General features: G+C 60.3%; 21 protein-coding genes. 6 read left to right on the top strand and 15 right to left on the bottom strand.

Annotation, left to right across the window (positions count from 1 at the left end):
- Positions 1-10: 10 nt before the first annotated feature.
- The 11 genes from AC07XZ_RS09455 to AC07XZ_RS09405 all read right to left on the bottom strand — a co-directional run bounded on the left by AC07XZ_RS09455 (position 11) and on the right by AC07XZ_RS09405 (position 12,437).
- Complete coding sequence (locus tag AC07XZ_RS09455; protein ID WP_162831789.1) at positions 11-340, bottom strand: GlpM family protein; 330 nt, start codon at positions 338-340, stop codon at positions 11-13.
- 20 nt (positions 341-360) lie between these two features.
- Complete coding sequence (gene aauR / locus AC07XZ_RS09450; RefSeq protein ID WP_039765821.1) at positions 361-1,689, bottom strand: two-component response regulator AauR; 1,329 nt, start codon at positions 1,687-1,689, stop codon at positions 361-363.
- A complete protein-coding gene (aauS, locus tag AC07XZ_RS09445) occupies positions 1,686-3,599 on the bottom strand; it encodes a two-component sensor histidine kinase AauS (RefSeq protein ID WP_102687199.1) in 1,914 nt (637 codons plus the stop codon). The genes aauR and aauS overlap by 4 nt, the downstream gene beginning before the upstream one ends.
- Positions 3,600-3,663: 64 nt before the next feature.
- Entirely contained in the window at positions 3,664-4,398 is a 735-nt protein-coding gene (locus AC07XZ_RS09440; RefSeq protein ID WP_007953170.1) for an amino acid ABC transporter ATP-binding protein, read from the bottom strand.
- On the bottom strand, positions 4,395-5,066 hold the full coding sequence (locus AC07XZ_RS09435; RefSeq protein WP_007953172.1) for an amino acid ABC transporter permease: 672 nt from the start codon (positions 5,064-5,066) through the stop codon (positions 4,395-4,397). Before AC07XZ_RS09435 ends, AC07XZ_RS09440 begins: the two co-directional genes overlap by 4 nt.
- Entirely contained in the window at positions 5,066-5,812 is a 747-nt protein-coding gene (locus AC07XZ_RS09430; RefSeq protein ID WP_085745278.1) for an amino acid ABC transporter permease, read from the bottom strand. The genes AC07XZ_RS09435 and AC07XZ_RS09430 overlap by 1 nt, the downstream gene beginning before the upstream one ends.
- A gap of 194 nt (positions 5,813-6,006) precedes the next feature.
- Complete coding sequence (locus AC07XZ_RS09425; RefSeq protein WP_039765825.1) at positions 6,007-6,921, bottom strand: glutamate/aspartate ABC transporter substrate-binding protein; 915 nt, start codon at positions 6,919-6,921, stop codon at positions 6,007-6,009.
- A 339-nt stretch (positions 6,922-7,260) separates the two neighbouring features.
- Positions 7,261-8,799 (bottom strand): glycerol-3-phosphate dehydrogenase, encoded by a 1,539-nt coding sequence (glpD, locus tag AC07XZ_RS09420; protein ID WP_085745277.1) that lies wholly within the window; start codon positions 8,797-8,799, stop codon positions 7,261-7,263.
- Between the two features lie 339 nt (positions 8,800-9,138).
- Entirely contained in the window at positions 9,139-9,894 is a 756-nt protein-coding gene (locus AC07XZ_RS09415) for a DeoR/GlpR family transcriptional regulator (protein WP_007953179.1), read from the bottom strand.
- A gap of 95 nt (positions 9,895-9,989) precedes the next feature.
- A complete protein-coding gene (glpK, locus tag AC07XZ_RS09410) occupies positions 9,990-11,492 on the bottom strand; it encodes a glycerol kinase GlpK (protein WP_039765827.1) in 1,503 nt (500 codons plus the stop codon).
- Between the two features lie 93 nt (positions 11,493-11,585).
- On the bottom strand, positions 11,586-12,437 hold the full coding sequence (locus tag AC07XZ_RS09405) for an MIP/aquaporin family protein (RefSeq protein WP_007953183.1): 852 nt from the start codon (positions 12,435-12,437) through the stop codon (positions 11,586-11,588).
- Positions 12,438-12,797: 360 nt separating this feature from the next.
- Here AC07XZ_RS09405 and ybaK point away from each other — a divergent pair, with 360 nt between their 5' ends.
- Positions 12,798-13,268 carry a Cys-tRNA(Pro) deacylase gene (ybaK, locus tag AC07XZ_RS09400; protein ID WP_007953184.1) on the top strand — a complete coding sequence of 157 codons (471 nt, stop codon included), beginning with the start codon at positions 12,798-12,800 and terminating at the stop codon, positions 13,266-13,268.
- Between the two features lie 89 nt (positions 13,269-13,357).
- A complete protein-coding gene (locus AC07XZ_RS09395; RefSeq protein ID WP_102687200.1) occupies positions 13,358-14,140 on the top strand; it encodes a PhzF family phenazine biosynthesis protein in 783 nt (260 codons plus the stop codon).
- 49 nt (positions 14,141-14,189) lie between these two features.
- Here AC07XZ_RS09395 and AC07XZ_RS09390 read toward each other — a convergent pair whose 3' ends face one another.
- Together AC07XZ_RS09390 and argF are read right to left on the bottom strand one after the other, a co-directional pair.
- Positions 14,190-15,299 (bottom strand): ABC transporter ATP-binding protein, encoded by a 1,110-nt coding sequence (locus tag AC07XZ_RS09390; RefSeq protein WP_102687201.1) that lies wholly within the window; start codon positions 15,297-15,299, stop codon positions 14,190-14,192.
- A complete protein-coding gene (gene argF, locus AC07XZ_RS09385) occupies positions 15,296-16,216 on the bottom strand; it encodes an ornithine carbamoyltransferase (RefSeq protein ID WP_039765834.1) in 921 nt (306 codons plus the stop codon). The genes AC07XZ_RS09390 and argF overlap by 4 nt, the downstream gene beginning before the upstream one ends.
- Before the next feature lie 406 nt (positions 16,217-16,622).
- Between argF and plzR the strand changes: the two genes are divergently transcribed.
- The 3 genes from plzR (at position 16,623) to grxD (ending at position 19,587) form a co-directional block, all read left to right on the top strand.
- On the top strand, positions 16,623-16,913 hold the full coding sequence (gene plzR / locus AC07XZ_RS09380) for a PlzR type 4 pili assembly inhibitor (protein ID WP_007953190.1): 291 nt from the start codon (positions 16,623-16,625) through the stop codon (positions 16,911-16,913).
- 129 nt (positions 16,914-17,042) lie between these two features.
- Positions 17,043-19,148, top strand: coding sequence for a molybdopterin oxidoreductase family protein (locus AC07XZ_RS09375; RefSeq protein ID WP_102687202.1), 2,106 nt, complete (start codon positions 17,043-17,045; stop codon positions 19,146-19,148).
- A 97-nt stretch (positions 19,149-19,245) separates the two neighbouring features.
- Positions 19,246-19,587 carry a Grx4 family monothiol glutaredoxin gene (gene grxD / locus AC07XZ_RS09370; RefSeq protein ID WP_003227729.1) on the top strand — a complete coding sequence of 114 codons (342 nt, stop codon included), beginning with the start codon at positions 19,246-19,248 and terminating at the stop codon, positions 19,585-19,587.
- Between the two features lie 106 nt (positions 19,588-19,693).
- Here grxD and bfr read toward each other — a convergent pair whose 3' ends face one another.
- Positions 19,694-20,170, bottom strand: a complete 477-nt coding sequence (gene bfr / locus AC07XZ_RS09365; protein WP_011335740.1) for a bacterioferritin — start codon at positions 20,168-20,170, stop codon at positions 19,694-19,696.
- Positions 20,171-20,369: 199 nt separating this feature from the next.
- Positions 20,370-20,588, bottom strand: a complete 219-nt coding sequence (locus AC07XZ_RS09360; protein WP_007953193.1) for a bacterioferritin-associated ferredoxin — start codon at positions 20,586-20,588, stop codon at positions 20,370-20,372.
- Between the two features lie 291 nt (positions 20,589-20,879).
- Between AC07XZ_RS09360 and AC07XZ_RS09355 the strand changes: the two genes are divergently transcribed.
- Positions 20,880-21,482 (top strand): peroxiredoxin, encoded by a 603-nt coding sequence (locus AC07XZ_RS09355; RefSeq protein ID WP_007953195.1) that lies wholly within the window; start codon positions 20,880-20,882, stop codon positions 21,480-21,482.
- Positions 21,483-21,498: the final 16 nt, after the last annotated feature.

Here is a 21,498-nt window from a genome sequence, read left to right as displayed (position 1 = left end):
TACGTCTGATTCAGGCGTGAAGCCGCACCCACACCGACACCAGCACCGTCGCCGCCATCAGCCACGCCACCGCCGCGACCGCCAGCGAAGCCTCTAGGCGCATGCGGTCGACCATCACGTACAAGGTCGCCAGATAGACGAAGTACGGAATGATCGACCACATGCCGAAAACGATGGTGGTCTTCAGGTCGTCGATCGAACGGCCCTTGCCGACAATGTAGTGGGCGATCAGGGCGAAGGTCGGGAACAGCGGCACCAGCCCTGCGATGTAGTAGTTTTTGGTCTTGGCCAGCATGGCGAGGATCACCACCACTGCCGCGCCGAGCATTGCCTTGAAAATCAGATCCACGTCGTTCTCGCTTAATGGCTCAGGCCGTATTTTTTCACTTTGTCGAACAACGTGGTCTTGGCCATGCCCAGTTCCAGGCTGGCCTGGGTCAGGTTGCCGCCGCTGCGTTGCAGGGCGTCGCTGAGCAGGTTGCGTTCGAACGCTTCCACCGCTTCGGCGAACGCCAGGCCCTGGCCTGCGCTACCCGCGCCGGTTTTCTTGAACGCTGGCAGGCCGAGGGCAAAACGCTCGGCGACGTTACGCAGTTCGCGCACATTGCCCGGCCAGTCGTGGCTCATCAGGCTCGACAACGTCTGGTTGTCCAGCTCCGGCAGTGCGCGGTCGAAACGCAGGGCCGATTGCTGGGTGAAGTGTTCGAACAGTTGCAGGATGTCTTCGCGGCGTTCGCGCAGGGGCGGCAGTTCCAGCGTTACCACGTTGAGGCGGTAGTACAGGTCACTGCGAAATTCCCCGGCCTTGCTCGATTCGTCGAGGTCGGACTTGGTGGCTGCGATCACCCGGCAATCCACCGCCACGCTCTGGTTCGAGCCGAGGCGTTCGAGAGTGCGCTCCTGCAACACCCGCAGCAGTTTGATCTGCAACGGCAGCGGCATGCTTTCCACTTCATCGAGGAACAGCGTGCCGCCGTCGGCGTGTTCGATCTTGCCGATCCGCCGCTTGCCGGCGCCGGTGAAGGCGTTGGCCTCGTGACCGAAGATTTCGCTTTCAAACAGGTTTTCCGGCAGCCCGCCGCAGTTCAGCGCAACGAACTGTTTGCTGTGACGGCGGCTGAAATCATGCAGGCAACGGGCGACCAGTTCCTTGCCGGTACCGGTTTCGCCTTCGATCAGCACATTAGCCGAGGTGTCGGCGACGTTGGCGATCAGCTCGCGCAGGTTCTGCATGGCTGGCGAACGGCCGATGATCCGACCTTCAAGGGAATCGCGTTCGGCCAGTTGCCGGCGCAGGGACGAGACTTCGCGATTCAGGCTGCGTTGTTCGAGGGCTCGGCGGGCCACGTCCACCAGTCGTTCTGGGGAGAACGGTTTCTCCATGAAGTCGTAGGCGCCTTTCTGCATCGCGCCGACGGCCATGGAGATGTCGCCGTGGCCGGTGATCAACACCACCGGCAGGCTGCGGTCGCGCTGCTTGAGCCGGGTCAGCAGTTCCAGGCCGTCGATGCCCGGCAGGCGAATGTCGCTGATGACGATCCCGGCGAAGTTGTCACCGACCTGCTCCAGCGCTTCTTCGGCACTGCCCACGCCGATGCAGGGAATGTCTTCCAGCGTCAGCGCCTGCTGGCAGCCGAGCAGGACATGGGGGTCGTCTTCGACGATCAATACACTGAGGTCGTTGTTCATATTGGCTCGGCAGGAGTAGGGCTTACCAACGGTAAACTGAGGACGAAAGTGGTACCACCGCTGGCCGGGTGTTCGACACCCAGATGCCCGCCGGTGGCGGCCGCCAGACTGGCCGACAGGGTCAGGCCGAGGCCGAGACCCTGTTCGCCGGGCTTGGTGGTGAAGAACGGTTCGAACAGATGCTTGCGGGCTTCGGCGTCGATGCCGTGACCGTTGTCGCGCACCCGCAGGCGATATTTGCCGTTGAATTCTTCGCCTTCCAGCCACAGCTCCGGCAGCGGTTGCGCCTGCATGGCGTCGAGGGCGTTGCCGATCAGGTTGACCAGAATCTGTTCCAGGCGCGTCTGGTCGATCTGCACCTGCACGTCGTCGAACTGGCGATGCAGTTGCAGGGAGGCACTTTCGACGCGGGCGCCGAGCACTTGCAGCGCGGCATCCACCGCTTTGCCAAGGCTGGCGCGACCCTTGTCGTCACCGCGCCGGGCGAAGGAGCGCAGGCTGGCGGTGATCCGGCCCATGCGGTCGATCAGGTCGTTGATGGTCTTGAGGTTGGTGCTGGCGACATCGAGCTGGCCGCGTTCAAGGAAGCGGATGGTGTTGCCCGACAGTGTGCGCATCGCCGCCAGCGGCTGGTTCAGTTCGTGGGCGATGCTGGTGGACATCTGGCCGATCGCCGCGAGTTTGCCGGCTTGCACCAGTTCGTCCTGGGCACGGCGCAAAGTCTCCTCGGCCTGACGCCGTTCGCGGATCTGGCTCTTGAGCCGGTCGTTGCTGGCGCGCAGGTCGGCGGTGCGTTCGGTAATCCGACGCTCCAGCTGATTGTTCGCTTCCTGCAGGGCTTCACGGGCGGCGAGGCGGGTGGCGATGACCTTGCGCCGTTCGTTCCAGGCGATCAGCAGGAACGCGACCAAGGCAAATGCCACGGCCACCAGAATCCCCTGATTGATCGCCTCGCGCCGCAGATCCTGCAACGGCGTGAGCAGGGTGAAATTCCACGGGGTATCGCTCAGCGGTCGGGTTTGCGCCAGATAGCTGATGTTTTCCTCATCGCCATCCTGTTGGCTCGGCACTTCGCTGTTGGCCGGGAAGGTGAGTTTCTCCACACCTTCGGACAGGGTTTCGCGGGCCAGCGGTTGCAGTTCGTTCAGCGGAAACCAGTAGTACTGCAGGCTGCGGGCGAGTTTTTCCTTGGTCTCGTCGCTCAGCGGAATGACCGATTTCAGGCGCCGGGCCGGATCGCTGGAGAGAATGATGATGCCGTTTTCATCGCTGACGAAGGCTTCGAGGCGCGCCCGTTGCCAGCGTTCTTCCAAGGCTTCCAGGCGCACCTTGACCACCGCGACGCCGATGATCTTGCCGTGTTCTTCGAGGCCGTGGGCCAGGTAATAACCGGGTTCGCCGTTGGTGCTGCCGATCCCGTAGAAACGTCCGGGCTGGCCGCGGATGGCATTCTGGAAGTAGGCGCGGAACGACAGGTCTTCACCGAGATAACTGTCGACGTCGCGCCAGTTGCTGGTGGCCATGACGCGGCCTGTGGTGTCCATGACATAGATGGCCCGACTGCGACTGCGTCGGTTCAGGCCTTCAAGGTAATCGTTGACCGTTTGCCGGTGTTCCGGGGTCGGGTCGTCCAGCAACTGCGAAACGCTCGATTCGAGTTCCAGCAGGCTGGGCAGGTAGGTGTATTTGCTGATCTCGCTTTCGACCGCGCGGGCGTGCAGTTCCAGCTGGCGCTGGCCGTTTTCGCCGAGGCTGCGGATGCCGAAATGTTCGCTGGTCCAGAAGCCGATGTAACCCAGTCCGATCATCAGGGCGATGACCAGCGGCGGCAGGAACAGGTGGCGGATCAGACGGGGTTTCACGGCAAGTGATGGCGGCGTGGCGCGATAGAGAGTGGGGTCGCATTTCATCACAGATGCCTTGGGTCAACCACCTGCATTCCCCGACAGAGGATGTCGGGGAATGCAGCCGTTTTTAGTGCTGCAGGATTTTCTCGAGGAAATGCTGCGCGCGTTCGGAGCGTTGGCTGATGTCGCCAAAGAACTCTTCTTTCTTGCAGTCTTCGATGATCTTGCCGGCGTCCATGAAGATCACGCGGTCGGCCACTTTACGGGCGAAGCCCATTTCATGGGTCACGCACATCATGGTCATGCCTTCGTGGGCCAGCTGCACCATCACGTCGAGCACTTCGTTGACCATTTCCGGGTCGAGCGCCGAGGTCGGTTCGTCGAACAGCATGACGATCGGGTCCATCGCCAGCGCACGGGCGATCGCCACACGCTGTTGCTGACCGCCGGACAACTGGCCCGGATGTTTGTGGGCATGAGCCGACAGGCCGACGCGCTCGAGCAGTTGCAGGCCTTTCTTGGTCGCCTCTTCCTTGCTGCGGCCCAGCACCTTGATCTGCGCGATGGTCAGGTTCTCGGTGATGGTCAGGTGCGGGAACAGTTCGAAATGCTGGAACACCATGCCGACGCGCGAGCGCAGTTTCGGCAGGTTGGTCTTCGGATCGGCAATCGACGTGCCGTCGACCACGATGTCACCTTTCTGGAACGGCTCCAGTGCGTTGACGCACTTGATCAGGGTCGACTTGCCCGAACCGGACGGACCGCAGACCACGATCACTTCACCCTTTTTGACCTCGGTGCTGCAATCGGTCAGCACCTGGAAGTCCCCATACCACTTGTTGATGTTCTTGATAGAGATCATACGGCGAACCTTTTTTGCAGACGCTTGACCAGCACCGAGGCGGCAAAGCTGATGGTGAAGTACACGAGACCTGCGAAGATCAGGAACTCATTCGAGCGGCCAATGATGTCGCCACTGGCGCGCGAGGCGTTGAGGAAGTCCACCAGGCCCACGGTGTAGACCAGCGAGGTGTCCTGGAACAGGATGATGCTCTGCTGCAGCAGCAGCGGGGTCATCTTGCGGAACGCCTGGGGCAGGATGATCAGGCGCATCATCTGGCCGTAGGTCATGCCCAGTGCCTGCGCCGCGCCCATCTGGCCTTTCGGGATCGACTGCACGCCGGCCCGGACGATTTCGCAGAAGTACGCCGCTTCGAACATCATGAACGCCACGATGCACGAGGTGAACGCGCCGATCGGGGTGTCTTCGCCGGTGATCCAGCGCAGCACGAACGGCACTGCCAGGTAGAACCAGGTGATCACCAGCAGCAGCGGGATCGAACGGAAATAGTTGACGTACGCGCCGGCGATGCTCGACAGCAGTTTGCTGTGGGACAGGCGCATCAGCGCGAGGATGGTGCCGAGGATGATCCCGCCGACCACGCCCAGCGCCATCAGCTTGAGGGTCATCAGCATGCCGTTCCACAGGCCGGGAATGGCCGGAACGATGCCACTGAAATCGAATTCCATTATTTGCCCCCCACGGAGATCAGGCCGGGCACGGCGACTTTCTTCTCGACCATGCGCATCAGCAGCATCAGGCTCATGTTGAGGGTGAAATAGATCAGGGTCGCCAGGGTGAACGCTTCAAACAGGTTGGCCGAGAATTCGGCGGTCTGTTTGGTTTGCGCCAGCAGCTCCATCAGACCGATCAGGGACGCCACGGAGGAGTTCTTGAACACGTTCAGGAATTCCGAGGTGAGCGGCGGAATGATGATCCGGTAGGCCTGAGGCAGCAGCACGTTCCAGTAGATCTGCGGCAGCTTGAAACCCATGGCGCGGGCAGCGGATTCCTGGCCGCGTGGCAGCGCCTGGATACCGGTGCGAACCTGCTCGCAGACACGGGCGGCGGTGAACAGGCCCAGGCAGACGACAACGCTCAGGTAGGCCGAAGTGGTCGGGTTCAGGTCCTGCTTGTACCACTCCTGCAGATCCGGCGGCAGCAGATCGGGCACCAGGAAGTACCAGATGAACAGCTGAACCAGCAGCGGCACGTTACGGAACAGTTCGACGTAGCAGGTCGCGATGCCCGACACGATGCGGTTCGGCACGGTGCGCATGATGCCCAGCAGCGAGCCGAGTATCAGGGCGATGATCCAGGCCACGATGGCGATGGCGATGGTCCAGCCCAGACCGGAAATGAACCAGTCGAGATAGGTCTCGCTGCCCACGCCGGTGGACTTGAAGAACACGCCCCAGTCCCAGTTGTAATTCATTAGGGTCTCCCCTCGATTCGATCGATGTACAAGTGCCCGCCTGGGGAAGCTCCGTTCCCGCCCTGATTGTGAAAATCAGGCACACGCGATCGGCTCGACAGCCACCGGTTCGAGTGTTTCCAGAAAATGCCAGCAGGGAGTGACCATCCCCTGAAAAGGCAGGCGCCTCCTCAGGGGATAAGGTTAGTCAGAAATCAGGATTTCTTGTCGTCAGCCGCTTTGTCGGTCGGATTGGCGATCAGGGCCTTGAGCTCGTCGCTCATCGGGAAGTTCAGGTTCAGGCCTTTTGGCGGAATCGGCTGCATGAACCATTTTTCGTAGATCTTGTTGATCTCGCCCGAGGCGTAGGTCGCCTTGATGGCGTCGTCGACAGCCTTTTTGAACGGCGCATCGCCCTTGCGCATCATGCAGCCATAGATTTCGTACGACTGTGGCGTGCCGGTTACAGCCCAGTCGGAGGCTTTCTTGGCCTTGGCGGCTTCGCCGGCCAGCAGGGCGTCGTCCATCATGAACGCAACGGCACGACCCGATTCCAGCATCTGGAAGGATTCACCGTGGTCCTTGGCGGAGATCACGTTCATGCCCATCTGCTTGTCGGCGTTCATCGCCTTGAGGATGCGCTCGGAAGTGGTGCCGGCGGTGGTCACGACGTTCTTGCCTTTCAGATCGTCGAAATCCTTGTACTTGGAGTCAGCCTTGGACAGCAGACGGGTACCGATTTCGAAGATGCCGACGGAGAAATCAACCTGTTGCTGACGCTCGACGTTGTTGGTGGTGGAGCCGCACTCGACGTCCACGGTGCCGTTCTGCACCAGCGGGATACGGGTTTGCGAAGTCACGAGGTTGTATTTGACCTGCAGGTTTGGCAGGTCCAGGTCTTTCTTGATCGCTTCGACGATGGCCAGCTGGATATCGTGGGAGTAGCCGACCGGCTTGCCGGAAGCGTCAGCGATGTAGGAGAAAGGAATGGAAGCGTCACGGTGGCCCAGGGTGATGACGCCGGACTCTTTGATCTTCTTAAGGGTGCCGGTGAGTTCGGCAGCGAAAACTGGTGTGCTGATCAGAGCGGCAGCAATGGCTGCGCCCAGGATATGGGGAACGATGCGCATCAAATTTTCCTCGACATTGTTTTTTTTATGGAGCCGGTTGAGCGGGCCCTTTGTACTTCGAATGCCTGACGGCTCCTGTTGTGTTGGCGCAACAGGCATTCGTCGAAGGAGTGTAGAGCATGAGTCGTGCCAGACCAGTCAGTACAGGTTAATTCATTGATTTATAACGTTATTAAAGTTTTGTGATGGTGTTTTTCCGTGAATCTGATCCGGTTAACCGAATTGACCGTCAGGTCGCGTTCGGAAAACCGAACGTCCTCATTGCGCCTTGTTTCAGCCTGAATGCAAAAAGCCCCTGAATCTTTCGATTCAGGGGCTTTTTGTTCAGCGACGAACGGATCAGGCCGCTTCGATCTTGCTGCGGTTCTGCTCGACCTTGTTCAGGTATGCCGCCAGTCGCTCTTGCTCGTTCGACGTGGTGAACAGGCCCAGTTTGCTGCGACGCCACAGGATGTCGTGCGCCGTGGTGGCCCACTCTTCAGTGCACAGGTAATCGACTTCACGGGTGTAGAGCCCGCCACCGATGTGTTCACCCATGTCGGCCAGGGTGTCGACGCCTTCGAGCATGCGCCAGGTGCGGCTGCCGTAGGTGGTGGCCCAGCGGCGTGCAATTTCGGTCGGCACGAAGTCAAACTTGTCGCGGATCAGCGCGCTCAGGGCCTGTGGCGTGGTCATGTCCTCGCCGCCGGGCAGGGTGGCGGTGGCCGTCCAGCTCGGGCGCATCTGGGTGAAGTACGGCATCAGCTGCGCCATCGCTGACTCGGCGAGCTTGCGATAGGTGGTCAGCTTGCCGCCGAACACCGACAGCAGCGGCGCTTCTTCGGTGCTGCCGGACAGCGCCAGGGTGTAGTCGCGGGTCACGGCCGAAGGGTTGTCGGACTCGTCGTTGCACAGCGGACGTACGCCCGAGTAGGTGTGCAGGATGTCGTCACGGCTGATCTGCTTCTTGAAGTGGGCGTTAACCACTTTCAGCAGGTAATCGGTTTCGCCGTCGGTGATCGCCACTTTGGCCGGATCGCCGGTGTATTCGCGGTCGGTGGTGCCGATCAGGGTCAGGTTGTTCAGGTACGGAATGGTGAAAACGATGCGCTGATCTTCGTTTTGCAGGATGTGCGCGTGATCGCCTTCGTACAGTTTCGGCACGATGATGTGGCTGCCCTGGATCAGACGGATGCCGTACGGCGACTCCATCTTCAGGTCGTCACGGATGAACTTGGCGACCCACGGACCGGCGGCGTTCACCAGCGCTTTGGCGGTGATCGAAAACAGGCTGCCGTCGGCGCGTTCCAGGTTCAGGTGCCACAGGCCCTTGGCGCGGCGGGCGCTGACGCAGCGGGTCTGGGTGTGAATGTGCGCGCCTTTTTCACGGGCAGCCATGGCGTTGAGAACCACGAGGCGGGCGTCGTCGACCCAGCAGTCGGAGTATTCGAAGCCTTTGCTGATTTCACTTTTCAGTGCGCTGTCGGCGCCGAACTTCAGGCTTTTCGAGCCAGCCAGTTTTTCGCGCTTGCCGAGGTGGTCATAAAGGAACAGGCCCGCGCGGATCATCCACGCCGGACGCAGGTGCGGGCGGTGCGGCAGCACGAAACGCATCGGCTTGACGATGTGCGGGGCCTTGGCCAGCAGCACTTCGCGTTCGGCCAGGGCTTCGCGCACCAGACGGAATTCGTAATGTTCGAGGTAGCGCAGGCCTCCGTGGATCAGCTTGCTGCTGGCCGACGAGGTGTGGCTGGCCAGATCGTCCTTTTCGCAAAGGAACACCGAAAGACCGCGACCGGCGGCATCCGCTGCGATCCCCACGCCATTGATCCCGCCGCCGATGACGGCGATGTCGTAGATCTCGGAGATAGGGGGCGTACGCAAGGTAGATGTGGACATCGGCTGGCCTCGGGCTCTTTTGATTTTCTGTCTTGGAAATCGAACATGAATGTTCATTTGCGAAAATGGTAGCCCATAAAGACGCGCGCAGCCAGTCGACTTCGATTGAAAAAACTCATCGAAGGACGGGTAAAAGAAAATTTTCGAACATAAGATGCGCGTTAGAGCACTGATCGTTGCACGCAGAGCGGACTGATCGTTCCCACGCTCTGCGTGGGAGTGCATACATTGACGCTCTGCGTCGGCTTCTGAATGGGACGCAGAGCGTCCCCGGCGGCATTCCCACGCAGAGCGTGGGAACGAGAACTCACCGGGAGGGAGTTATATGCGGGAGGGGGGTTAAACGACTTCCAGACGAATCTTGTGCTGGCTCAGCAGTTGCGCCAGGGCTGGCACCGGCTGCTGATCGGTCACCAGGCAATCGATCAGACTGATCGGGCCGAGGCGGATCATCGCGTTTCGTCCGAACTTGCTGGAGTCCGCCGCCAGAATCACCTGTCGGGCATTGGCGATGATCGCCTGGGACACCCGCACTTCCTGGTAATCGAAGTCGAGCAGGCTGCCGTCTTCGTCGATACCGCTGATGCCCACCAGCGCAAAGTCGACCTTGAACTGGTTGATGAAGTCCACGCTTGCCTGACCCACCACACCGCCGTCGCGACGCACGTTGCCGCCAGTCAGCAGCACATCGAAATCATCCTTGGCGCTGAGCATCGAGGCGACGTGCAGGTTGTTGGTGATGATCTTCAGGTGGCTGTGATTGAGCAGGGCGCGAGCAATCGATTCGGTCGTCGTACCGATATTGATGAACAGCGAGGCGTGATCGGGAATCTGTGCGGCGATGGCTTCGCCGATGCGTTGCTTTTCATCGCGCATCTGATCGGCGCGCATCGCGTAGGCGGTGTTTTCGACGCTGGAATCATAGGCGGCGCCGCCGTGGTAGCGACGCAGCAGATTGGCTTCCGCCAGTTGATTGATATCGCGGCGGATGGTTTGCGGGGTAACAACGAACAGCGTGGCCATTTCCTCGATGCTCACATAGCCGCGTTCGCGGACCAGTTCGAGGATTTGCTGCTGACGGGGAGGCAGATTCATGGGGCTTCCTTTGGGCTGCCGTGCAAAATTTGCCCATGATGCCGCAGGAATCCGCTCCCTACCAGTTACAACAGGTTACGAGTACTCAGCTTGGCTTATTCAGCGTCTTCACGTTCCCAGTCGCGGGTGCGGCTGACGGCTTTTTTCCAGCCTTTATACAGTTTCTCTTTTGCCGCTTCGTCCAGGCTCGGTTCGAACTCGCGCTCGATCACGGCCTTGCCGCGCAGTTCTTCCAGGCTGCCCCAGAAACCGCACGCCAGACCGGCCAGATAAGCGGCGCCCAGCGCCGTGGTTTCGCGCATTTTCGGACGCTCGACCTGGGTGCCGAGGATGTCGGCCTGGAACTGCATGAGGAAGTTGTTCGCTACTGCGCCGCCATCCACGCGCAGGGCCTTGAGGCGTTCGCCGGAGTCCTGTTGCATGGCGTCGAGGACGTCGCGGGTCTGGTAGGCGATCGATTCCAGTGCGGCGCGGATGATGTGATCCACACGCACGCCACGGGTCAGGCCGAACAGGGCGCCACGGGCATACGGGTCCCAGTAGGGAGCGCCGAGGCCGGTGAAGGCTGGCACCAGATAGACGCCGTTGCTGTCCTTCACTTTATTGGCGAAGTATTCGGTGTCGTGGGCGTCGTTGACGATTTTCAGTTCATCGCGCAGCCACTGCACGGTCGAACCGCCGTTGAACACAGCGCCTTCCAGTGCGTAAGCCACTTCGCCGCGTGGGCCGCAAGCGATGGTGGTCAGCATGCCGTGCTGGGATTTCACCGCTTTGTCGCCGGTGTTCATCAGCAGGAAGCAACCGGTGCCGTAGGTGTTTTTCGCCTGGCCCGGCTCGACGCACATCTGGCCGAACAGCGCGGCCTGCTGGTCGCCGGCGATACCGCCGATGGCGATGCCGCTTTTGGTGCGACCGTAGATTTCCGAGGAGGCTTTGACTTCCGGCAGCATCTCGCGCGGGATGTCGAGGATCTCCAGCATCTTCGCGTCCCACTCCAGCGTGTGGATGTTGAAGAGCATGGTGCGCGAGGCGTTGGTGTAGTCGGTGACGTGGACCTTGCCGCCGGTAAATTTCCAGATCAGCCAGCTGTCGACAGTGCCGAACAGCAGTTCGCCGTTGCGCGCGCGCTCGCGGCTGCCTTCGACGTTGTCGAGGATCCACTTCAGTTTGGTGCCGGAGAAGTACGGGTCGGTGACCAGACCTGTGGTGTCGCGGATGTAGTCTTCATGACCGTCGCGCTTGAGCTGCTGGCAGATCTCGGTGCTGCGGCGGCATTGCCAGACGATCGCGTTGTACACCGGGCGGCCGGTGGTCTTGTCCCAGACCACGGTGGTTTCACGCTGGTTGGTGATGCCGATGGCAGCGACCTGATCGTGATGCAGACCGGCCTGGGCCAACGCTTCGACCATTACCGCGCTCTGGGTGGCGAAGATTTCCATCGGATCGTGTTCGACCCAACCGGCTTGCGGGTAATGCTGGGCGAATTCGCGTTGTGCGGTGCAGACCACGTTCGCGTCGCGGTCGAAAATGATCGCGCGGGAGCTGGTCGTACCCTGATCGAGGGCAATGATGTAGTTCTTATTCTGAATGTCGGTCATGTCGATTGCCTTGGACGAAATAAGGGAGAGTGGGCCGTGGGGGGGGGGGGGGGGGGGGCGGGCTCTAAAGGGCAGGAGCCCGCGCCGACTGTTTCAAGAAGTTCTTGGTTTGCCGTCAATGGCCGGTTCTGCATCCTTTGTAGCAGGTGTGGCGCCGGTCAGGTGACGGGCAATCAGCCCGCGATACCCGGCAGCGCCGAGGCAGGCACCGACAATCGGTGCAAAAATCGGAATCAGGAAGTACGGGATTTCACGTGCGCCGGTGAAGGAAATTTCACCCCAGCCGGCGAAGAAAGTCATCAGTTTCGGACCGAAGTCCCGGGCCGGGTTCATCGCGAAACCGGTCAGCGGGCCCATCGAACTGCCGATCACGGCAATCAGCAGACCGATCAGCAGCGGCGCCAGCGGGCCTTTCGGCAGGCCGTTGTTGTCGTCGGTCAGGGACATGATCACGCCCATCAGGATCGCGGTGATGATCACCTCGACCAGGAACGCCTGGGCAGTCGACAGCGCAGGGTTCGGGAAGGTGGAGAACACCGACGCCAGTTCGAGGCTGGCTTCAGTGCCACGAACCATGTGGTGAGTCTGTTCGAAATCGAAGAACAGGTTGCTGTACAGCGTGTAAACCAACAGAGCGCCGCAAAAGGCGCCGGCGACCTGGGCCAGAATGTAGAACGGCAGTTTTCGCTTTTCGAAGTCGGCGAAAATGCTCAGGGCAATACTGACGGCAGGGTTCAGGTGCGCGCCGGAAACGCCGGCGGTGAGGTAGATCGCCATGCTGACGCCGACGCCCCAGATGATGCTGATTTCCCACAGACCGAAGCTGGCGCCCGCGACCTTGAGCGCGGCGACACAACCCGTACCGAAAAAGATCAGGAGTGCAGTACCCAGAAACTCGGCCAGGCATTGGCTCGAGAGCGAAGGTTGCTGTAACGCAGTTGTCATTGAAAACCTCGGTTTTTGTTGTTGTCTGGCGCGTTGCCGACAGGGCAAGGCGCGATTTTCGCCGAGGCAGGATCCCCATCCTGTTCCCGGTTTACTGCTGGGTGCTGCGATGACGATAATTCTTACATTATTCAGATTCGAAAAAATATAGACAAGAAACAAACCTGTCAAAGGTCGAAAGTGAACCGTCAGTCACAAATAAACTATCAGTCACGTGAATGATCCTGCGGGTCACCCGTCTCGCACGATTGTTATCGGCCTGCAAACCCCGGGAAACGTGGCGCGTGGTAGAGCCTTTTGCACAGCGATGGCCTAAAATCCGCCGCAGGTTTTTTTGCCACTGCCGAGCCCGGAGCTGCCATGACCCCTGCGTTGGACTTGTTGAAAAAAGTTCGTGCCGAACATCGCGTGCACAGTTACGAACATGACCCGAAGGCCGCGTCGTATGGCCTGGAGGCCGCGGAGAAACTGGGGCTCGATCCGGCGCAGGTGTTCAAGACGCTGCTCGCGGCGAGTGAGAAGGGTGAGTTGCTGGTGGCGGTGGTGCCGGTCGTCGGAAGTCTCGACCTCAAGGGGCTTGCCCATGCCGCCGGCGTGAAAAAAGTCGAGATGGCCGACCCGGCCGCCGCGCAGCGTTCCACTGGTTACCTGCTGGGCGGCATCAGCCCGCTGGGGCAGAAAAAACGCCTGCGTACCTTCATCGATAACTCGGCCCAACCTTTTGCGACCATTTATGTCAGCGCCGGTCGGCGCGGGCTGGAAGTGGAACTGGCGCCGGCGGTATTGGCGGAACACACTCAGGCGAAATTTGCCGACATCGGTCGCCCTTGAAGTCTGTATGAAGAAAATTGGCCGGCACTGTCACTGGCGCTGATCCGGCCGGCGCTGCATGCTCGTTCGACTGACACAGGGAGAAGGTTATGCAGCTCGAGTTTCATCAGGTCGACGCGTTCAGTGATCGACCGTTCAGTGGCAATCCGGCAATGGTCTATCGGCTCGACGCGTGGCTCGCGGACGAACTGATGCAGAAGATCGCCGCCGAGCACAATCTGGCGGAAACCGCGTTTCTGGTGCGCGAAGGGCAGGCGTGGCACATCCGCTGGTTCACGCCGACCACCGAGGTGCCGCTATGTGGTCACGCGACCCTGGCCAGCGCCTATGTACTGTTCGAGATCTATAAGGAAAGCGCCGAGCGTCTGGACTTCACCTGCAAGTCCGGGCCGTTGAGCGTCAGCCGCGAGGGTGGCAGGTTGTGGCTGGATTTCCCGGCCATCGAAGCGGTGGAGAAAGGCGTCACCGTGGAGATCGAACGGGCGCTGAATGTTCAGGCGGTGGATGTTCTGAGTTCCAACGAGCTGTTCGTGGTGCTGGAGTCCGAGCAGGCGGTGCTTGATTGCCAGCCGGACATGGTCGCCCTCGCCAAGCTGCCTTGGCTGGGTGCGATCGTCACCGCCCGGGGCAATCAGCATGATTTTGTCTCGCGCTATTTCGCCCCGGCCATCGGCATCAATGAAGACCCGGTCACCGGCTCGACACATTGCAGCCTGATTCCGTACTGGTCGAAACGTCTGGGCAAATCCAGCCTCACTGCATGCCAGCGTTCGGCGCGGGGTGGTGAACTGTTCTGTCGGCTGGAAGGCGAGCGGGTGAAGATCGGCGGAAATGCGACGCTGGTGGCCAGCGGCACATTGATGCTGGGCTGAAGCCAAAAAACAAGGGAGCCATCAGGCTCCCTCGTTGTTTGTGTGAAGATCAGTGCGCAGTGCTGTAACGGCGAACGCCGTTTTCCAGCGCCGGAATCTGCGCTGCCGTGCTGCCGGAGGCCTGGAACAGCACCAGATGTTCCGCCGCCACCCGAATCCCGACATCCGCACCCACCTGATGGTCGGCATGGCTCGGGAAGATCGATTCCAGCTGTGCGCCGGTCGGCAGTTGCAGGCGATACAGGGTCGAGGCGCCGAGGAAGGTCTTGCCGACGATCCGCGCTTTCAATCCACTGTCCGGCGCGTAAACGATGTCGTCCGGACGCAGCAGCACATCCACCGCACCACCGATCGGCCAGGTGTAGGCGCGATTGCCGCGCAGTTCACCGAGTTCGGTCTGCACCGATTCCGGGCTGCCCAATTGGCCGCGAATGAAGTAACCCTGACCGATGAAGCTGGCCACAAACGGCGTCGCCGGCTCGTGATAGAGGTTGTACGGCGTGTCCCACTGCTCCAGCCGGCCTTCCTTGAACACGCCGACGTGGTCGCTGACGGCGAAGGCTTCTTCCTGATCGTGGGTCACCAGAATCGCGCTGGTGCCACGGGCCTTGAGGATGTCGCGCACTTCATGGCTGAGCTTGCGGCGCAACTCGCCATCGAGGTTGGAGAACGGCTCGTCGAGCAGCAACAGTTGCGGCTCCGGCGCCAGGGCGCGGGCGAGGGCGACACGTTGCTGCTGGCCGCCGGACAGTTCGTGGGGGAAGCGCTTGCCGAGGTTCTTCAGGTTGACCAGTTCCAGCAGCTCTTCGGTGACGCGCTCCTTGTTCGGGTGCTTGCGGATTCCGAAGGCGATGTTGTCCGCGACACTCAGGTGCGGGAACAGCGCGTAGTCCTGGAACACCATGCCGATCCGGCGTTTTTCCGGGGCGAGGGTAAAACCGGCGCTGGAGATGACCTCACCGCCGAGAGAAATTTCCCCTTCGTGCACCGGTTCGAAACCGGCAATCGCACGCAGTGTGGTGGTCTTGCCGCAGCCCGAGGAGCCGAGCAGGCAACCGATGTCGCCGGCGTTGAGGTGCAGATTGAGGTTCTGCACCACGCGTTGATCTTGATAGCCGCAAGCGAGGTTGCGCAGGTTCAGCAGTAATTCATGACTCATGCGTGGTGATATGCCGGTTCGACGAGGAACTCGAGCAGGGCCTTCTGTGCGTGGAGACGGTTTTCTGCCTGATCCCAGGCGACGGAGCGCGGATCATCGAGCAGGTCGAGGCTGATTTCCTCACCGCGGTGAGCGGGCAGGCAGTGCATGAATAGCACGTCATCGGCAGCCAGGTCGAGCAGGGCGCGGTTGACCTGAAACGGCGCGAACAGTTTGAGGCGCTTGGCGGTTTCCTCTTCCTGGCCCATGGAGGTCCAGACGTCGGTGCTCACCAGATGCGCGCCGCGCACGGCGTCTTTCGGATCGCGGACGATGGTTACGCGATCACCGGCCTTGGCCACGAACTCAGGGTTTGGTTCATAGCCTTCCGGGCAGGCCACGCGCAACTGGAAGTCGAACTGGATCGCCGCTTCTATATAGCTGTTGCACATGTTGTTGCCGTCGCCGATCCAGGCCACGGTCTTGCCCTGGATCGAGCCGCGGTGTTCGAGGAAGGTCTGCATGTCGGCCAGCAACTGGCACGGATGCAGGTCATCGGACAGGCCGTTGATCACTGGCACGCGGGAGTTGGCGGCGAATTCGGTCAGGGTGCTGTGGGCAAAGGTACGGATCATCACTGCGTCGAGCATGCTCGACATGACGATGGCGCAGTCGCCGATCGGCTCGCCACGGCCCAGCTGGGTGTCGCGCGGCGACAGGAAGATCGCCTGGCCACCGAGCTGGATCATGCCGGCCTCGAAGGAGATCCGGGTACGGGTCGAGGATTTCTCGAAGATCATCCCCAGGACGCGGTTTTTCAGAGGCTCGAACAGTACGCCGCGGTTACGCAGGTCCTTGAGCTCAACGCCTCGACGGATCACGCTGACCAGCTCTTCGGGCGTGCAATCCATCAGGGAGAGAAAGTGCCTTGCGCTCATCATTGACTACCTTTTTGCTACAAACCGCAGATGCTCAAAGCCTTGTTTATCGGAACAACGGGCGAGACCTGCGGCGTAAGCCGCACGGGGGCGACGAAATAGGGGAAGGCGCGATATTGACACTAAATGTCGCGTTTTTCCAATAGGCTACGGGTTTTGCAGAAATGTGCCGGGGTGAGAACAGTGCGAACACTGTGATTTCCGGTCAGTTTTCGAGAGGGCAGCGAGGCATTTGTACACTGGCCCCACCGGGCTTGGCAATCCGGCGCGGCGGGGATGGCACAGCCCTGGTCGGTTTGCGACCGATGAGCCACTGGTTCGCTTGGTCGGATGCGCAGGTTGAAACATTTGCTAAAGCAAAGTGCTGGGTTATAAATAAATCACGAGCGACGCAGGAAGCCTCCGCATGGAATCGAAAGAAAAACTGTTAATGGAACTGCTGGGCCACACGGCACGCTCATTGACCCACCTTACCGCCTCGATGACCTCGATGTCCTTCGAACTGCTGCGCAGCGATGACGACGTGGTCAAGGCCGCCAGCCGGCAGATGATCGACCGCATGGCGACCATCAGCGCCGGGCTCGACGAGCATTGGCGACTGATCGGCGAACTCACCGGCGTCCACGTCGCCCACGAGCAGATCGAGACCATCCAGGAAATCCAGCTGGCCGCACCGCCCCAGCTTCCGGCGAACTGACGCGTCTATCGGCGGGCCTGATGGCCGCCGATTCACAAGACGAACGTCGCTGGCGCTGCACCGGGTCGCGGGCCATAGTTTTGTTCCCGCAGGCGTGATTGCCTGCCCAGAACAAGACAGAGACTGGCCATGACCAAGACTCTCCATCACCGTGCCTGCCACTTGTGTGAAGCCATTTGCGGCTTGACCATCGAAACCACCGAAACCGACGGTCAGGTGCAGATCACCTCGATCAAGGGCGATGCGCTGGACACGTTCAGTCGTGGACACATCTGCCCCAAGGCCGTCGCACTGCAAGATATCCAGAACGATCCGGATCGCCTGCGCCAGCCGATGCGCCGGGTCGGCAGCGAATGGCTGCCGATCGAGTGGGACGAAGCGTTCGAACTGGTCGCCGAAAAACTCTCGGCGATTCAGGAGCGTCATGGGCAGAACGCGGTCGCCGTGTATCAGGGCAACCCCAGCGTCCACAACTATGGGTTGATGACCCACAGCAACTACTTCCTCGGCCTGTTGAAAACCCGCAACCGCTATTCGGCGACGTCGGTCGATCAACTGCCTCATCACCTGACCAGCTACTTGATGTACGGCCACGGCCTGCTGCTGCCGATCCCGGATATCGATTACACCGATTTCATGCTGATCCTGGGCGGTAATCCGCTGGCGTCCAACGGCAGCATCATGACCGTGCCGGATGTCGAGAAGCGTCTTAAGGCGATCCAGGCCCGAGGCGGCAAAGTGGTGGTGGTCGATCCACGGCGCAGCGAGACGGCGGCGATGGCCGATCAGCATTTGTTCGTGCGTCCCGGTGGCGATGCGGCGTTGTTGTTTGGTGTGCTCAACACGCTGTTCAGCGAAGGGCTGACGTCGGTCAGTCATTTGCCGGTGGACGGTCTGGACGAGGTCCGCGCAGCGGTGGCGGGGTTCACCGCTGAAGCCATGAGCCCGTTGTGCGCGGTTCCTGCCGAACAGATCCGCCAGTTGGCCCGGGACTTCGCCGCCGCGCCAAGCGCCGTTTGCTACGGTCGGATGGGTGTTTCCACTCAAGCCTTCGGCACGCTGTGCCATTGGGTCGTGCAGTTGATCAATCTGGTCACCGGCAACCTCGACCGCGTCGGCGGTGCCTTGTGCACCGAGCCGGCGGTGGATCTGGTGGCGTCGACTTCGGGTGGACACTTCAATAAATGGCAGAGCCGCGTGTCCGGGCGTCCTGAGTACGGCGGCGAGTTGCCGGTCTCGGCGCTGGCCGAAGAAATGCTCACAGAAGGCGAGGGGCAGATCCGCGCGCTGATTACCGTGGCTGGCAATCCGGTCCTGTCCACACCCAACGGCCGGCAACTGGAGCAGGCGCTGGACGGGCTGGAGTTCATGGTCAGCGTCGATCTGTACATCAACGAAACCACGCGCTATGCCGACCTGATCCTGCCATCGACCTCGGCGCTGGAGAACGATCACTACGACACCACCTTCAACCTGTTCGCGGTGCGCAACGTCACCCGGTTCAACCGGGCAATCCTCGCCAAACCCGAAGGGGCGCTGCACGACTGGGAAATTTTCGTCGGCCTGGCCAAGGCCTTTGCCGCGATGACCGGCAAGGAGCTGAAGCCAACGATGCCGCCGGCGAAGATGATCGACATGGGGTTGCGCATGGGTTTGTATGGCGATGCATCCGAGCACAAATTGTCGCTGGCGACGCTGTTCGATCATCCTCACGGCGTTGATCTGGGAGCGCTGAAACCCAACCTGGCACCGCGATTGAAGAGCGCCAATCAACGAGTTCAGGCCGCGCCGCCGGAAATCCTCGCTGACCTCGCGCGTTTCGCCGCTTTGCAGGCACCGGCCGCCGATGAGCTGTTGATGATCGGCCGCCGTCATGTGCGCAGCAACAATTCGTGGATGCACAATTACCATCGACTGGTGAAGGGCAAGCCGCGTCATCAGCTGTTGATGAACCCGGACGATCTCGCCAGTCGCGGGCTCAGTGATGGTCAGCTTGTGCGCGTGAGTTCACGGGTCGGGCAGATCGAGGTCGAAGTGCTGGGCAGTGCGGACATGATGAAGGGCGTGGTCAGCCTGCCGCATGGATGGGGCCATGCCCGGCCGGGCGTGCAGATGGCGATTGCCAGCGGTCAGCCGGGCTCCAGTGCCAATGACCTGACCGATGAATGCCAGCTCGACGAGCTGTCAGGCAACGCGGCGCTCAATGGCGTGCCGGTGACGGTGGCGGCGGCTTGAGCATGTCTGTCGGGGAGACCGAGCAGCGCGCTCGGGATTCCGTTACAATGCGCCACCGTGCCGACCCATGAGTCGGAAAGTTCAGCCGAGGTGCTCCATGGATATCATCGAAACGATTAAAGAGCAGATTGCCAACAACACCATTCTGCTTTACATGAAAGGCTCGCCGAATGCCCCGCAGTGTGGCTTCTCCGCGAAAGCTGCGCAGGCTGTGATGGGCTGTGGCGAGAAGTTCGCCTACGTCGACATCCTGCAGAACCCGGAAATCCGTGCCAACCTGCCAAAGTACGCCAACTGGCCGACTTTCCCGCAACTGTGGGTCGGCGGTGAACTGGTCGGCGGCAGCGACATCATGGCTGAAATGTTCGCCAACGGTGAGCTGCAGACTCTGGTCAAGGAAGCATCCGCCAAGGCTGCTGCGGCCAAGTCCGAAGCCTGATTGGCTTCTGCCCGGGTTTCAGCCAGTCTGAAATCCGGGCAATAAAAAGCCCCGCCTCTTGAAAGAGGGCGGGGCTTTTTAGTGTCTCGAGTTTAGCGCTGGCTAATTACTCGTCTTCGCCCATCTGCGATTGCAGATAGTTCTCAAGACCGACTTTATCGATCAGGCCCAGTTGGGTTTCCAGCCAGTCGATGTGTTCTTCCTCGGATTCGAGGATGTCTTCGAGCAGTTCGCGGCTGCCGAAGTCACCGACGGATTCGCAGTGGGCGATGGCGGCCTTCAGATCGGCGTGGCCGGTCTTCTCGATACGCAGGTCGCACTCCAGCATTTCCTTGGTGTGCTCGCCGATGTGCAGCTTGCCCAGATCCTGCACGTTCGGCAGGCCTTCGAGGAACAGGATGCGCTTGATCAGCTTGTCCGCGTGCTTCATCTCGTCGATGGATTCGTGGTACTCGTGTTTGCCGAGCTTGTTCAGGCCCCAATCTTCATACATGCGTGCATGCAGGAAGTACTGATTGATCGCGACCAGCTCATTGGCAAGGATCTTGTTGAGATGCTGGATGACTGTTACGTCGCCTTTCATGATGGGAGTCCTGCCCTAAGTAACGGTATATAAGGCAGAGTTTGAGCTTGGTATTTATAAGTGTCAAACCTAAGTTATTGAATAATAAATGAAAATTAATCGGAATAAGAATGTTTGTGTTCCGCGTCTGGGCGCTAAGCAGTTGATTTTCAGGCATAAAAAAACCGGACTTAAGTCCGGTTCTTCGAAATCGGGGTAATTATGCGGCGGTAAATTCTGCCGGGTAGGGGATCGCAGCCTGGGCGGTTTGCAGCTTGGTCAGGGTTTCGCGAACCACTTCCTTCGCCAGGCACGCACATTTGCCGCATTGGCTGGCTACGCCGGTGGCCTGGCGGACTTCTTTATAGCTGCAGCAACCTTCATAGATCGCTTCGCGGATCTGTCCGTCGGTGACGCCAGTGCAGAGGCAAACATACATAAGTGAGAACCGTCGCTGGTTGTGACTCAATTGCGATGGATCTTAATGTTAACGAGAATGATTGTCAAAGTGCTTTCCCAGTGGTTTTCATCGCCAACGCCTGTGACTGACGAACGGTGGTACATGGCCGGATGCCAGCCGGGATTTCGCGAAAAACCTTTGAGGACAGTCGAAAAACGCAGTGTATGATGGTCGGCCCTTGCGAAGGGGGTTCGTGTCACAGGGCTGTCGCCTGAGGGTGGCAGGCTGGCCCGAACCCTGAACTTCAAGTTTCTACACCAGGAGATATCAATGAGCGTACTCGTAGGCAAACAAGCCCCTGACTTCACCGTCCCGGCCGTACTCGGCAATGGCGAGATCGTTGACAGCTTCACCCTGTCCTCGGCCATCAAAGGCAAATACGGCCTGGTGTTCTTCTACCCGCTGGACTTCACCTTCGTCTGCCCGTCCGAGCTGATCGCTCTGGACAACCGCATGGCCGACTTCAAGGCACGCAACGTAGAAGTGATCGCCGTGTCGATCGACTCGCACTTCACCCACAACGCCTGGCGCAACACCCCGGTCAACAATGGCGGCATCGGCCAGGTGAAATACACCATGGCTGCCGACATGAAGCACGACATCGCCAAGGCCTACGACGTTGAATCCGAAGGCGGCGTGGCTTTCCGTGGCGCGTTCCTGATCGACGACAAAGGCGTTGTCCGCTCGCAGATCGTCAACGACCTGCCGCTGGGCCGTAACATGGAAGAGCTGATCCGTCTGGTCGACGCTCTGCAATTCCACGAAGAGCACGGCGAAGTCTGCCCTGCCAACTGGAAAAAAGGCGACAAAGGCATGAACGCTTCGCCAGAAGGCGTTGCGGCTTACCTGACCGAGAACGCTGCTGCCCTGTAAGGCGCAACGTCGAGGT

This window comes from Pseudomonas sp. GW458-11-26-14-LB4, from assembly GCF_059423925.1.
The sequence above is the reverse complement of the archived record's forward strand: the minus strand, read 5'-3'. Positions and strand labels throughout refer to the sequence as shown.

Excerpts from the sequence above, each read along its gene's own strand:
- grxD (WP_003227729.1), top strand. The coding sequence starts at position 19,246 with ATGGATATCATCGAAACGATTAAAGAGCAGATTGCCAACAACACCATT.
- AC07XZ_RS09405 (WP_007953183.1), bottom strand. The coding sequence starts at position 12,437 with ATGACAACTGCGTTACAGCAACCTTCGCTCTCGAGCCAATGCCTGGCC.
- plzR (WP_007953190.1), top strand. The coding sequence starts at position 16,623 with ATGGAATCGAAAGAAAAACTGTTAATGGAACTGCTGGGCCACACGGCA.
- ybaK (WP_007953184.1), top strand. The coding sequence starts at position 12,798 with ATGACCCCTGCGTTGGACTTGTTGAAAAAAGTTCGTGCCGAACATCGC.
- argF (WP_039765834.1), bottom strand. The coding sequence starts at position 16,216 with ATGAGCGCAAGGCACTTTCTCTCCCTGATGGATTGCACGCCCGAAGAG.
- AC07XZ_RS09440 (WP_007953170.1), bottom strand. The coding sequence starts at position 4,398 with ATGATCTCTATCAAGAACATCAACAAGTGGTATGGGGACTTCCAGGTG.
- AC07XZ_RS09430 (WP_085745278.1), bottom strand. The coding sequence starts at position 5,812 with ATGAATTACAACTGGGACTGGGGCGTGTTCTTCAAGTCCACCGGCGTG.
- AC07XZ_RS09415 (WP_007953179.1), bottom strand. The coding sequence starts at position 9,894 with ATGAATCTGCCTCCCCGTCAGCAGCAAATCCTCGAACTGGTCCGCGAA.
- AC07XZ_RS09355 (WP_007953195.1), top strand. The coding sequence starts at position 20,880 with ATGAGCGTACTCGTAGGCAAACAAGCCCCTGACTTCACCGTCCCGGCC.
- glpK (WP_039765827.1), bottom strand. The coding sequence starts at position 11,492 with ATGACCGACATTCAGAATAAGAACTACATCATTGCCCTCGATCAGGGT.
- AC07XZ_RS09375 (WP_102687202.1), top strand. The coding sequence starts at position 17,043 with ATGACCAAGACTCTCCATCACCGTGCCTGCCACTTGTGTGAAGCCATT.
- aauR (WP_039765821.1), bottom strand. The coding sequence starts at position 1,689 with ATGAACAACGACCTCAGTGTATTGATCGTCGAAGACGACCCCCATGTC.
- AC07XZ_RS09390 (WP_102687201.1), bottom strand. The coding sequence starts at position 15,299 with ATGAGTCATGAATTACTGCTGAACCTGCGCAACCTCGCTTGCGGCTAT.
- AC07XZ_RS09425 (WP_039765825.1), bottom strand. The coding sequence starts at position 6,921 with ATGCGCATCGTTCCCCATATCCTGGGCGCAGCCATTGCTGCCGCTCTG.
- glpD (WP_085745277.1), bottom strand. The coding sequence starts at position 8,799 with ATGTCCACATCTACCTTGCGTACGCCCCCTATCTCCGAGATCTACGAC.
- aauS (WP_102687199.1), bottom strand. The coding sequence starts at position 3,599 with ATGAAATGCGACCCCACTCTCTATCGCGCCACGCCGCCATCACTTGCC.
- AC07XZ_RS09435 (WP_007953172.1), bottom strand. The coding sequence starts at position 5,066 with ATGGAATTCGATTTCAGTGGCATCGTTCCGGCCATTCCCGGCCTGTGG.
- bfr (WP_011335740.1), bottom strand. The coding sequence starts at position 20,170 with ATGAAAGGCGACGTAACAGTCATCCAGCATCTCAACAAGATCCTTGCC.
- AC07XZ_RS09360 (WP_007953193.1), bottom strand. The coding sequence starts at position 20,588 with ATGTATGTTTGCCTCTGCACTGGCGTCACCGACGGACAGATCCGCGAA.
- AC07XZ_RS09395 (WP_102687200.1), top strand. The coding sequence starts at position 13,358 with ATGCAGCTCGAGTTTCATCAGGTCGACGCGTTCAGTGATCGACCGTTC.